Genomic DNA, 12,134 nt, shown 5'->3' with positions numbered 1-12,134 from the left:
GCTCAGTCCGATATGTGCGACGCGGCGGGATCGTGAGCAAGCTGCGAGCGGCCTGGTTTAGCCGCCCGCAGAGCGGCCGCTTAAGCCAGATGCTTGCGAAGGAAATCGAGGCTGCGGTTCTGCGCGAGGTCGAAGCTCTTCTGGTCGAAGCTCGCCCGCTGCTCGCAGCCGAAGCCGTGGCCCGCGCCCTCATAGACATAGACCTCGACGCCCGGCTGAGCGGCGCGGATGGCATCGACGTCCGTCAGCGGGATCCCGTGATCCTCAGCGCCGAAATGCAGCTGAACCGGGCAGTCGGGCGTCTCGGTCTTCGTCGCTGCGATGCCGCCGCCGTACCAGCCGACGGCCGCGTTGAAGCTCCGGCTGCGCGTCGCACCCCACCAGGCGATCGTGCCGCCCCAGCAGTAGCCGATGATGCCGACCGACGCCGTCCCGAGCGAGGCGGCGGCCGTCTCGATGTCCTGCATCACCTGCTCTTCCGTGATTTTGGCGCGGAGGGCGAGGCCGGCCTGAATATCCTCCTGCGTGTAACCGAGTTCCACGTCCTTCTCCGCGCGGTCGAAGAGCGCCGGACACACAACGGCGAAGCCCGCCTCTGCGAAGGCATCGCTCGCGAACCGCATATGGCTGTTGACGCCGAAAATCTCCTGCACGACGACGAGGCCCATCGTTGCGCTCTCGGACCCGGCCCGGTAGGCGGAGAAGGTGTGGCCGTCATCGGCCGTCAGCTTGATCGTGCTCATGGTAGCCCTGTCCTGTATCGGGGTTAGTCTGGCGAGGGAGTGGCGTGACGCGCGAAGGAGGTCGCGAGCACGGCATAGATATCTTGCTTGAAGCCGACGGCAAGTGACGGAAGGTTGACGAGATCTTCCCAGCGCCAGGCGTCGAATTCCGGATGTGGATCGAGGTCGAGGCGGATATCGGCATCCTCGCCGAGGAACCTAAGCGCGAACCAGCGCTGACGCTGGCCGCGATACTTGCCGCCCAAGGCCTTCCCGATCAGCTCCGGCGGAAGATCGTACTGCAGCCAGTCCGGATGCTCGCCTATGATCTCGGCCTTTTCGGTCCCGATCTCCTCGCCAAGTTCGCGGAAGACGGCGACGCGGGGATCTTCCGCCTCGTCGATCCCGCCCTGGGGCAGCTGCCAGCCGCCCACGGGGCCCTCGGCGTTGGGGAAGTCGGCCCGCCTCGCGACGAAGATGCGCCCCTCGCGGTTGAAGAGCACGGCGCCGACATTCGGCCGGTAGGGCATATCCTCGGGGCGCATCTGCCTGGACGCCTTAGTTGGAAGCGCTCTTTTCGCCCGGCATGGCGTCCACGACCTTGATCGCTTCCTGAAGCTGGAAGTCTGTCGAGGGCTTCGTCGGGTCGAATTTCGGCCAGCCGGCCGGCGGCGCCTTCGGGATGTCGTGCGCGATCGCCGGAAGATCGGTGCGCGGCGCCAGCGGTGGCAACTCCTTGCTGTTCGGATTGAGCATCGCGTGCTGCAGGTCGCTCTCCCGCAGCGGCGACATCGTATTGTCCTCGGCGTCGGACGAGGCGACCTGGATGTCGGGCGTGATGCCGAGATCCTGGATCGAACGGCCCGAGGGCGTGAAGTAACGGGCCGTCGTCAGCCGCATGGCGCTGTTGTCCGGCAGCGGAATGACCGTCTGCACCGAGCCCTTGCCGAAGCTGCGCTCGCCCATGACGATGGCGCGCCGGTTATCCTGCAAAGCGCCCGAGACGATCTCGCTCGCCGAGGCGGAGCCGGGATTGATGAGCACGACCATGGGCACGTTGCCGACGACATCGCCGCTCGGTTTGGCGCTCCAGACTTCGCTGTCCTCGGGATGGCGCGCCCGGGTGGAGACGATCTCGCCCGTGCTCATGAAGTCGTTCGCGACCGCGACCGCCTGATCGAGCAATCCGCCGGGATTGTTCCGCAGATCGAGGATGTAGCCGTGGATGTGGTCATGCGACTGCGCCTTGAGCTTCGTGATGGCGTCGCGGATGCCCTGATCGGCGTTCTCGCTGAAGACCGACAGGCGGATGTAGCCGACATTGCCGTAGAGCGCGGAGTGGACCGACGGCACGTTGATGACCTGGCGCGTCAGGGTCATCACCACCGGCTTCGGCTTGTCCGCCTGCTTGATGGTGAGCGCGATGGTCGATCCCGGCGCGCCCCGCATCTCGTCGACCGCCGTGTCGAGCGACAGCCCCATCACGGACTTGCCGTTGATCTCGATGATGAGGTCGTTCGGCTTGATGTCGGCGCGCGCCGCCGGTGTGCCGTCGATCGGGCTGATGACCTTGATGAAGCCGTCCTGCTGCGTGACCTCGAGGCCGAGGCCGCCGAACTCGCCGTCGGTCTGGGCCTGCATGTCCCGGTACTGCTGGGCGTTCATGTAGGCGCTGTGCGGGTCGAGCCCTGCGAGCATGCCATTGATGGCGTTCTCGATCAGCGATTGATCGTTCACGGGCACGACGTAGTCCTGCTTCACCCGGTCGAAAACGTCGCCGAAGAGGCTGAGCAGCTGATAGGTCCCGGCGCCCGTGTCCTCGTCCGCCAGGGCATGCGTGATCCCGAGGGTTCCACCAAACCGGTGGAGCACGACATCGGACACGGGAGCCAGAGCGAGACCGGCCATGAACGCCGTGCCGATCAGCAAGCCAGAGCGAAACTTCATCCGGACGTTCCTAAAGCCGCCACTGAGGGCGCAGTTTTCGGGGGCAAGGCGCGACGATACATGATCTGCATTGTGTGAAGGAACCGCATCATCAATCAACCCCGAGCGTGAAGCCATGGCGCAGGATTAACGGGGTCCCCATTCAGCCGTAATTCCAGGTAGAGCTTAGGACGGTCGGCGGGTTGATTGGGATCCCACCCAGCCATGATGCCGACGGGTTCGCCGGACTGCAAATGCTGTCCGACACTCACATCCAAACGGTCGAGTCCGGCAAGAACAAAGTCGTATCCGCCGCCACAATCGAGGATCACCAGCAAGCCATAGCTGTGGAACGGGCTGCCGAACACCACGCGGCCCGCACAGGGCGAAACGACCCTGGCGCCCGGCGGCGTCTGATACGAGAGGCCTGTGGCCGGCCCGGCGAGCGTGGGGTCGCCCCAGGACCGCACCACCTTGCCCGCGACCGGCGTCATCAACCGCCCGGTCGCCGCACCGAGACCGGCGCCCGCCGGTGCGGCGAGTTCCGCCTCGCGCTGTGCATCGGCGGCGGCAGCGCCCGCGCGACCCGCCCGGGCAGCACGCCGGGCAAGACGAGCGGCACGCGCCAGCGCCCGAGCATGCGCGTCGGCGATCGACTTCAGCGCCTGCTGCAGAGTGCGCGCGTGCGCCGCATCGTCGGCGGCGGCCTGATCTGCCGCGGTTGCCGCATCCTCGGCGCTCTGGCGGCTCGCGGCCGCACTCGCGATTTCCGCGTCGAGGACCGCGCCCTGCTGCGCCTGCACGGCTTCGGCCTGCTCGAGTGCCGGAGCCGCGGCGGCCATGGCCGTGGTCAAGGCGTCGAGCTGGTCCTGCTTCTGTTTCAAAGCGGCAGCCTGCCGGCCGATCTCCCGCGACAGGCCGCGCAGCACGAGCACGCCGCGCAGCGTGTCCCGCGGCGCCGCCGGTACCGCCAGCAGCGTCTCGGACGGGTACAGGGCCAGCCGCTCGATCAGCGGCAGCAGCGGCGCGAAGGCGGCGGCGCGAACGAGCAGTGCGGCGCTCACAGCCTTCTTCTGCGCCGCCAGATCGGACATCCGGTCAGCGGCGGCGGCCGTCGCCTCCTCCGCCTGCCGGAGCTTCGCCGCCGTCTGTATCCGCTGCTGGGTCAGCGCCACCTGCATCGCGCTGATGGCGGCCACCCGCGCCCGGGCGGCGGCGGCCTCGCTCTCGTGCAGCGCCTGCTGGGCCTGCAGCTGCTGCAGGCGCGCCGGAGTGGGAGTGGCCCCTGAGGCTCCAGTGCCCAGATTCAGAAGCATCGGCACGAGGGCGAACGTGGTCCCCCGTTTGAACAGGCGTTTCAGGAGTGCCGCGATCATCCGGTCGCTTCAGGCAGCGGCAGGCCCCCGCAGCAGGCTGACGCCGGTCATCTCCGGCGGCTGAGGCAACCCCATCAGCGCCAGCAGCGTCGGCGCGATATCCGCCAGCCGCCCGTCGGCGAGCGTCGCTCCTGCCGGACCGCCCATCAGCACCACGGGCACCGGGTTCAGCGTGTGCGCCGTGTGCGGCTCGTGCGTCACCGGGTCCCGCATGAGCTCGGCGTTGCCGTGATCGGCGGTGACGAGAAGCGCGCCGCCCGCCCGCGCCACAGCCGCCGCGATCTCGCCCAACCCGTGGTCCACTGTTTCCACCGCCGTGATCGCCGCCGCGAGAATGCCGGTGTGACCGACCATGTCCGGATTGGCGAAGTTGAGGATGATGAGGTCGAAGGTCCCGCTGTCGATCTGCGCCACCGCCTTCGCCGTCAGCTCCGGCGCCGACATCTCCGGCTGCAGGTCGTAGGTCGCGACTTTCGGGGACGGCACCATGATGCGCTCCTCGCCCGGGTTCGGCGTCTCGACCCCGCCGTTCAGGAAGTAGGTGACGTGGGGATATTTCTCCGTCTCCGCCATGCGAAGCTGGCGACGGCCGGCGCCGGCCACGATCTGGCCCAGCAGATTGCCCATGCTGATCTGGGGGAACAGCGTTCGCACGAAGGGATCGAGCGCCGCGCTGTATTGGGTCAGGCCGGCCACGGCTGAGAAACGCGGCAGGCGCTGGCGCTCGAACCCGATAAACGCGGGGTCGAGGATGGCGGTGAGCAACTGGCGGATCCGGTCGGCGCGGAAATTGAAGGCGAGCATGGCGTCCCCGTCCCTCACGCCCTGGTAGTCGCCGATGACGGCGGGCGTCAGAAACTCGTCGCCCAGGTCGTCGGCGTAGCCTTCGTCGATCGCCTCGGCCGCGGTGTCGAATTGCGGGCCGTCGCCGTCGATCATCACGTCCCACGCACGCTCCACCCGCTCCCATCGGTTGTCGCGGTCCATCGCGTGATAGCGGCCGCTGAGCGTCACGATCCGGGCGCCGGGCGGCAGGTCCGCCTGGAAACGCGCGACGAACCCCGCGCCCGAGCGCGGCGGCGTGTCCCGACCGTCGGTGATGACATGAACAAGGACCGAAAGGCCTGCATCGGTGAGGATCTTTGCCAGCGCCACCGCATGGTCCTGATGCGCATGGACGCCGCCCGGGGAGACGAGGCCGACCAGATGAACCACGCCCGTGCCTCCCCCGGAGCCTGGGCGCGCCGCCGCGATCAGGGCGAGCAGTTCGGGGTTGGTTGCGAGCGATCCGTCCCGCGCCGCGCGGGTGATGCGGGGAAGCTCCTGCATGACCACCCGCCCGGCGCCGATGTTGAGATGCCCGACCTCCGAATTGCCGAACTGGCCTTCGGGCAGACCGACATCCTCCCCGCAGGTGGCCAGGAAGGCATGCGGGCCGTTACCCCACAGGCGGTCGAAGGTCGGCGTGTGCGCGAGGCGAACCGCGTTGTCCTCGTTCGACGGGCGCCAGCCCCAGCCGTCGAGGATGACGAGCATGACCGGCCGTTGCTGTTGCACTGTCATGGCACGGAGCTCCTGGTGTGGCGCGCCGTGGTATCACGGCCGTCCGTCGCGGTGGTAGGGGTGGCCGGTGAGGATGCTGTGGGCGCGAAACAGCTGCTCGGCCAGCATCGCCCGCACCAGATAGTGCGGCCAGGTCAGCCGCCCGAGCGAGAGCGTCGCATCGGCGCGCGCCAGCACCGTCGCATCCAGCCCCTCGGTGCCGCCGATCAGGAAACAGATGGGCCGGGCGAGGCCCTGCCATTGCGCCAGGGTCTTCGCGAACGTCATGCTGTCCGGCGTGGCGCCGTCCTGATCCAGGGCGACGGCAAAGGCGCTCGGAGGCAGCGCACCCAGCAACGCGGCCGCTTCACGGCGCTTGATCTCCACCGGCGCACCCCGCCCCTCGGCGAGTTCGGTGAGATCGAGCGGCGGACGCAGACGAGCGGCATACCGGGTGAAAAGCTCAGCCTCCGGACCCTGCCGCTGACGGCCGATGGCGATGACACGCAGGGAGGTCGTCCCGCTACGCCGGTTAGTCGAGGTCCGCGCCCCACATCTTCTCCAGGCCGTAGAGATCCCGGGAGTCCGGCTTGAACAGATGCACGACGATGTCGCCGGCGTCGATCAACACCCAGTCGGATCCGCCCTCGCCTTCTATGCGAACACGGCCGAACCCGCCCTCCCGCAGCTTCTCCTGCAAATGCATCGCCATCGCGCTGATCTGCCGGTCGGCAAGACCGGTCGCGATGATCATGCGATCTGCGAAGCTTGCCTTTCCGGCAAGATCGAGGGTGACGATGTTCTCGCCCTTGTCGTCCTCGAGACTGCCGACGATCACGGCCTGCAGCCGGTCGAGCTCCGGCGGCGTCGCTGCGGCCTTGCGGCTTTTGGCGCGCGGGCCGGAAATGACCGCCTTTTTGCGGAGTGTGGCAGGCGGACCGCCGGCGGCAGCGGCAGCGACGCGCGGGGTGGCTGGGCGGCGGCGCGGGGCGGCCGTTTCAGCGGGAGGCTTGCGGGCGATGGGCCTTCTCCATTCGTGGCGCGGTCGCGCAGGACGCGCCTTGTTTAGCAGCGCGCAATGCTGTGGCGGATAACGCATTCTGCGCGGTAGGCAAGAATATCCAGGCCGGTGTCGGCGCCGTGGCGAGCATACCAGCCTGCCGGGCCGGCAATCTATGGCCGCGAAGACGGTGCGCCGCCCGCCCCGCCAGGGCACTCATATTATGCTCGGGCCGCGGCAGGACGCCCAGAGCCGTACTTGCCGCAATCTCCCGCCACCGTTGCCAGCGGGCAAGGTCTTCCAGATTGTCGGCGCCCATCAGCCAGACGAAATCGGCGCAAGGAAACAGGCGATGCAGCCGGGCCAGCGTGTCGCGCGTGTAGCGGGTGCCGATGCTTGCCTCGATGCGCGTTGCCAGGATATGCCGCCCGTCGGCGATCTGCCGGGCCGATCCCAGCCGCTCCGCAAATGGCGCCATGCCGAGCGCGGGCTTCAGCGGATTGCCGGGCGACACCATCAGCCAGACCTGATCGAGCGCAAAGCGCCGCAGCGCGGTGCGTGCGACGTGCAGATGACCCGCATGGGCCGGGTTGAAGGAGCCGCCAAGGATACCGATCCGCATCCGCCGCCGGTCGCCCCGCCGCGGCAAAGGGTCGCCAGGATTTTGGTCGCCGGGCAAGACCGTTCCGGGAGCCGTCAGGGCCGCACCTGACCCGAGCCGCGAACCTGGTAGCGGAACGTCGTAAGCTGCTCGACGCCCACCGGGCCGCGGGCCTGAACGCGCCCGGTGGCGATGCCGATCTCGGCGCCGAAGCCGAATTCGCCGCCGTCGCAGAACTGGGTGGAGGCATTCCACAGCACGACCGCGCTGGATGTCGCGTTGAGAAAAAACTCCGCCGCCGCCGCATCCTCGGTGATGATGGCCTCCGTATGCTCGCTGCCATGGGTGGCGATGTGGGCGATGGCCTCGCCGACGCCGCCCACGACCCTGACGGACAGCACGCGGTCGAGCCACTCGGTATCGAAATCGTCCTCCGTCGCGGGTGGCAGGCCGTCGACGATCGCGCGGGCCGCGGCGTCGGCGCGGAACTCGCAACCCAAGGCTCGAAGGTCGCCGACGATGTCCGGCAGCAGGCTCGGGGCGATGGCGGCGTCGATCAGCAGCGTCTCGGTGGCGCCGCAGACATCGGTGCGGCGCATCTTGGCGTTCACCATGATCGACCGTGCCATGGCGGGGTCAGCGGCGGCGTGGATATAGGTGTGGCAGAGACCCTCGGCATGGGCGAGCACGGGAACGCGGGCCTCGGCCTGCACGCGGGTGACAAGCCCCTTGCCGCCGCGGGGAATGATGAGATCGATGAGGCCCGAGGCCGACAGCATGGCCGCGACGAAGGCCCGGTCCCGGCCGGGCGCCACCTGCACGGCGGCCTCGGGGAGACCCGCCGCCCGCACGCCTTCGGCGATGGCGGCATGGATCGCGCCCGCGCTGTGGAAACTGTCCGAGCCGCCGCGCAGAATCACGGCGTTGCCCGATTTCAGGCAGATGCCGGCCGCGTCCGCCCCGACGTTGGGGCGGCTCTCGTAGATCATGCCGATGACGCCGATGGGCGTGGAGACGCGGCGGAAGCGGAGGCCGTTCGGCCGTGTCCACTCTGCCATGACGCGGCCGAGCGGATCGGCCAAGGCCGCGATCTCCTCCAGCCCGACGGCCATGGCCTCGATCCGCCGGGCGTCGAGCCTTAGCCGGTCGCGCAGCGCCGGCAGCCCCTCGTAGGCCCGCAGATCTTCGGCGTTAGCTGCCAGAATATTTCCCTGGCCCACCCGCAGGGCCGCGGCGGCCGCGGCGAGCGCCCGGTTGCGCTGGGCATTGGACGACTGCGCCAGCACGGCCGACGCCGCCCGCGCCGCGAGGGCACCGGCCCGTAGCCCGGAGCCGGCGGAGTGGATACCGGTCGTCGAATCGGGAGTCATAGGGAGCGCTGCATGATGGTCGCGTTCGGATACCGCTGGTTTCGTGGCAATTTCTCTCAATGACGACGGTTCTGCCCGGCCCCCGGCATCAAGGCAATGGCAGCGGGCGCGCGGCTGAGCTTCGCGTTGCGGCAGCAATTCCCTATCAGATAACAATGATTCAAATGGAACCTGCCATGGACAAATCACGGCAGGAATATGGCATGTTCTTCGTCGGAAAACGCAAGAAGAGGATGATGTTCCTCGCCGCGTTATTGGATGCAATCGGTGGCGTAATTGTCCGTTCGCGCTTGCATTGCCTGAAAGATTAGGCATTATCGCAAATGTGACGCACGATCCTTCCTCGGCCACATCGGGAAATTCATATTTTCTTCAACCGTTTGCCCGCATAACTTCGCCAGCGGCGTTAACAGGTCGCAATAGATTGACAGCCGGATCGCCAGCATTCTGGAGTTTCCGGTTGGCAGAAAACGATGAGCAAACCTCTGGTTCCTCATCCCCTAACAGGGAGAAACCCGGAATGGCCTCGCGCCTGGCACTTTCGATCGCACCGATCCTTATGTTCGCCTTGAGCCATCAGGCGCAGGCTCAGACGGAACCGCACGGTCCCATCCACAGCAGTCACCATCAGGCCGCGCGTCTGGCCTCCGCCCGACCGGGCCGCCCCCGCTTCGTCATGCTGGGTCGCCGCCACAACCGTCAGATCAGCTTTCGCCACCTTGCCATCCGGCATGTCGATGGCCGACAAGTCGTGCACTCCGCCAACAACTACGGCGTTGCCCTGACCAACGGCTGGAACCCGGCCGAGGCCGGCATCAGTGCGCCGCCCGCCGAAGCCCCGATCGGCGCCTCCGTGCGCCTGACCAGCTTCGAGGAGCCGGTGTCGCCGGAGCAGGGCGCAGCGCCAAGCCAATCGGGCATCGCCTCCTATTATGGCGGCCGGCAGAACGGCCGGCGCACATCCAGCGGTCAGATCTTCAACGAGCACGCGATGACGGCCGCCCACGAAAGCCTGCCCTTCGGCACCAAGGTTCTCGTGAAGCTCGCCGGCACCGGCCGGTCCGTCGTCGTGACGATCACCGACCGCCTCTATTCCCGTCATCGCATCATCGACCTCTCCGAGGGTGCGGCCGAACAACTCGGCATTCTCCGCGACGGGCTGGCAATGGTCATGCTGACGCCGGAGAACTGAGGACTGTTTCGCCTCCGTTCGGCGAAACAAGGCCGCTCAAAGACGCAAGAGCGCGTGAACATTCGGCGAAGCGTGGGCCCGAGGTTTCGGACCGACGCCAGCCATGCCATACCGGGTCGTCGGACCTACCTCGCGAAGAAGGACCCACCTTATGGCAGACGTTTCGTCTCCTCCCGAACCCAAGACCGTGCCCGCCCCCCGAGATCAGCATCTGCGGGACATGGCCGACTGCATCCGCTTCCTCTCGATGGATGCCGTGCAGCAAGCCAAGAGCGGGCATCCCGGCGCTCCTATGGGAATGGCCGATATCGCCACCGTCCTGTTCAAAGACTTCATGCAGCTCGATGCCGAGGATCCGCACTGGATCGACCGCGACCGCTTCATCATGTCGAACGGCCACGGCTCCATGCTGCTCTACAGCCTGTTCTACCTGCTCGGGTACAAGGACATGCCGCTGGAGGAGCTAAAGCGCTTCCGCCAGGTCAACTCCAAGACGCCCGGCCATCCCGAATACCGCCACGCCGACGGCATCGAGACGACGACCGGCCCGCTCGGGCAGGGCATCGCCAACTCGGTCGGGTTCGCGCTCGCCGAGCGCATCATGAACGCCAAGTTCGGTGACGACCTCGTCAACCACCACACCTATGTCTTCATGGGCGACGGCTGCCTCATGGAGGGCATCAGCCAGGAAGCGATCTCACTCGCTGGCCATCTCAAGCTCGGCCGCCTCATCTGCTTCTGGGACAACAACTCCATCTCGATCGACGGCGCGACCAAGCTTGCCGTTTCGGACAACGAGATCCAGCGCTTCCAGGCTTCCGGCTGGCATACGCTCGAGATCGACGGCCACGACACGGATGCGATCCGCGAGGCGATCAAGACGGCGCAGTCCGTCACCGACAAGCCAACCATGATCGCCTGCAAGACGATCATCGGCTTCGGCTTCCCGACCAAGGCCGGCACCCAGAAGGCTCATAGCGATGCCCCCGGCGAGGAAGAAATCGCCGGCGCCCGCAAGATCCTCGGATGGGACTCCCCGCCCTTCGTGATCCCCGAGAACCTGCTGAACGCCTGGCGTGAGATCGGCTCCAAGAGCCGCGATGCGCGCATGGCCTGGGCCGATCGCGTGAAGGCCGCGCCCGACGGGCTGCGTCAGGATTTCGAGCGCCGGACCCGCGGCGAACTGCCCACGGACTGGAAGAAGGCCATCGCCGCCGCCCGCGCCGAGTTCATCGCAAGCGGCAAGGAGCTGGCGACACGTCAGGCAAGCGGCGCCGTGCTCGAGCACCTCTTCAACGCCATCCCCGAGTTGCTCGGGGGCTCCGCCGACCTCACGCCGTCGAACAACACGAAGACCAAGAACCAGGTCGAGATCAAGCCGGGCGAGTACAACGGCTCCTACGTCCATTACGGCGTGCGCGAGCACGGCATGGCGGCGGCGATGAACGGCATCGCGCTGCATGGCGGCCTCATCCCCTACGGCGGCACGTTCATGTGCTTCTCCGACTACTGCCGCCCCTCCATCCGGCTCGCGTCGATGATGGAGATCCGCACCATATTCGTCATGACGCATGACAGCATCGGCCTCGGCGAGGACGGCCCGACCCATCAGCCGGTCGAGCAGCTCGCGGCGCTCCGTGCCATTCCGCATCTCGGCGTCTATCGCCCGGGCGATCCGGTCGAAACCGCCGAATGCTGGGAGATCATCCTCGATCAGCCGCGCCGGGCCGCGCTCATCGCGTTGTCGCGGCAGCCGATGCCGCTGCTGCGAAAGGAACCCGGCACCGAGAATAAGTCAGCCAAGGGCGCCTACGTGCTGCTGGAAGCGGACGGGGAGCGCAAGCTCACCATCATGGCGACAGGCTCCGAGCTGCATCTGGCCGTCGAGGCGCGGACCGTCATGCAAGGTCTGGGTGTGCCGACGGCAGTTGTGTCCATGCCGTGCCGCCTGCTCTTCGAGCAGCAGGACGAAGCATACAAGAAGTCGGTCATGGGCGAGACCCATGCGCGCGTTGCGGTGGAAGCGGCGGTCGAAATGGGCTGGGACCGCTACCTCGGCTTCAAGGGTCGTTTCGTCGGCATGCACGAGTTTGGCGCCTCCGGGAAGATCGCCGATGTTTACAAGAAGTTCGACATCACAACCGACGCCGTCGTGCGCGCGGCCAAGGAGACGATCGTCGAGGTCTTCGGCTAGCACGACTTCTAAAAGAGCCTGTTGCTGACAGGGGCCGGCGGATAATCCGCCGGCCCTTTCCTTTTCGCCCGCCCGTCGATACGCATGCGGGCCGTTTCGCCATCGTCGCGTCACGTCGCTGTGACATCCTCCGAAATCGCTTTGATATTACCAGCGAAGCTCCAGATGCAGGGCAGGTGATCGCCAGCCACCGGGTCCATGTCGGAATGTT

General features: G+C 67.1%; 12 protein-coding genes. 3 read left to right on the top strand and 9 right to left on the bottom strand.

Annotated features, from left to right (window positions below):
- Nucleotides 1-80: 80 nt before the first annotated feature.
- The 9 genes from ACOEQ1_RS01835 to ACOEQ1_RS01795 all read right to left on the bottom strand — a co-directional run bounded on the left by ACOEQ1_RS01835 (nt 81) and on the right by ACOEQ1_RS01795 (nt 8,537).
- Nucleotides 81-743, bottom strand: coding sequence for a dienelactone hydrolase family protein (locus ACOEQ1_RS01835; protein WP_419757527.1), 663 nt, complete (start codon nt 741-743; stop codon nt 81-83).
- Nucleotides 744-766: 23 nt separating this feature from the next.
- Nucleotides 767-1,267, bottom strand: a complete 501-nt coding sequence (locus tag ACOEQ1_RS01830; protein ID WP_419757526.1) for an RNA pyrophosphohydrolase — start codon at nt 1,265-1,267, stop codon at nt 767-769.
- 13 nt (nt 1,268-1,280) lie between these two features.
- Entirely contained in the window at nt 1,281-2,669 is a 1,389-nt protein-coding gene (locus ACOEQ1_RS01825) for a S41 family peptidase (protein ID WP_419757525.1), read from the bottom strand.
- Nucleotides 2,670-2,764: 95 nt separating this feature from the next.
- Nucleotides 2,765-4,024, bottom strand: a complete 1,260-nt coding sequence (locus tag ACOEQ1_RS01820) for a murein hydrolase activator EnvC family protein (RefSeq protein ID WP_419757524.1) — start codon at nt 4,022-4,024, stop codon at nt 2,765-2,767.
- A 9-nt stretch (nt 4,025-4,033) separates the two neighbouring features.
- Nucleotides 4,034-5,587 (bottom strand): 2,3-bisphosphoglycerate-independent phosphoglycerate mutase, encoded by a 1,554-nt coding sequence (gene gpmI, locus ACOEQ1_RS01815; RefSeq protein WP_419757523.1) that lies wholly within the window; start codon nt 5,585-5,587, stop codon nt 4,034-4,036.
- 33 nt (nt 5,588-5,620) lie between these two features.
- On the bottom strand, nt 5,621-6,076 hold the full coding sequence (locus tag ACOEQ1_RS01810; RefSeq protein WP_419758618.1) for a 23S rRNA (pseudouridine(1915)-N(3))-methyltransferase RlmH: 456 nt from the start codon (nt 6,074-6,076) through the stop codon (nt 5,621-5,623).
- A gap of 22 nt (nt 6,077-6,098) precedes the next feature.
- Entirely contained in the window at nt 6,099-6,473 is a 375-nt protein-coding gene (rsfS, locus tag ACOEQ1_RS01805) for a ribosome silencing factor (RefSeq protein ID WP_419758617.1), read from the bottom strand.
- Nucleotides 6,474-6,564: 91 nt separating this feature from the next.
- Nucleotides 6,565-7,245, bottom strand: a complete 681-nt coding sequence (locus ACOEQ1_RS01800) for a nicotinate-nucleotide adenylyltransferase (RefSeq protein WP_419757522.1) — start codon at nt 7,243-7,245, stop codon at nt 6,565-6,567.
- 17 nt (nt 7,246-7,262) lie between these two features.
- Nucleotides 7,263-8,537 carry a glutamate-5-semialdehyde dehydrogenase gene (locus tag ACOEQ1_RS01795; RefSeq protein WP_419757521.1) on the bottom strand — a complete coding sequence of 425 codons (1,275 nt, stop codon included), beginning with the start codon at nt 8,535-8,537 and terminating at the stop codon, nt 7,263-7,265.
- Between the two features lie 59 nt (nt 8,538-8,596).
- On the opposite strand from ACOEQ1_RS01795, the gene ACOEQ1_RS01790 reads away from it, so the two are divergent.
- The 3 genes from ACOEQ1_RS01790 (at nt 8,597) to tkt (ending at nt 11,923) form a co-directional block, all read left to right on the top strand.
- Nucleotides 8,597-8,848, top strand: coding sequence for a hypothetical protein (locus ACOEQ1_RS01790; RefSeq protein WP_419757520.1), 252 nt, complete (start codon nt 8,597-8,599; stop codon nt 8,846-8,848).
- A gap of 209 nt (nt 8,849-9,057) precedes the next feature.
- On the top strand, nt 9,058-9,729 hold the full coding sequence (locus tag ACOEQ1_RS01785) for a septal ring lytic transglycosylase RlpA family protein (RefSeq protein ID WP_419757519.1): 672 nt from the start codon (nt 9,058-9,060) through the stop codon (nt 9,727-9,729).
- A gap of 151 nt (nt 9,730-9,880) precedes the next feature.
- Complete coding sequence (tkt, locus tag ACOEQ1_RS01780; RefSeq protein WP_419757518.1) at nt 9,881-11,923, top strand: transketolase; 2,043 nt, start codon at nt 9,881-9,883, stop codon at nt 11,921-11,923.
- Nucleotides 11,924-12,134: the final 211 nt, after the last annotated feature.

Origin of the sequence: Acidisoma sp., assembly GCF_965199065.1 — a bacterium.
In the GTDB taxonomy this organism is placed as follows: domain Bacteria; phylum Pseudomonadota; class Alphaproteobacteria; order Acetobacterales; family Acetobacteraceae; genus Acidisoma.
Note: the sequence above shows the minus strand (reverse complement) of the source record. Positions and strands in the feature narration are given on the sequence as shown.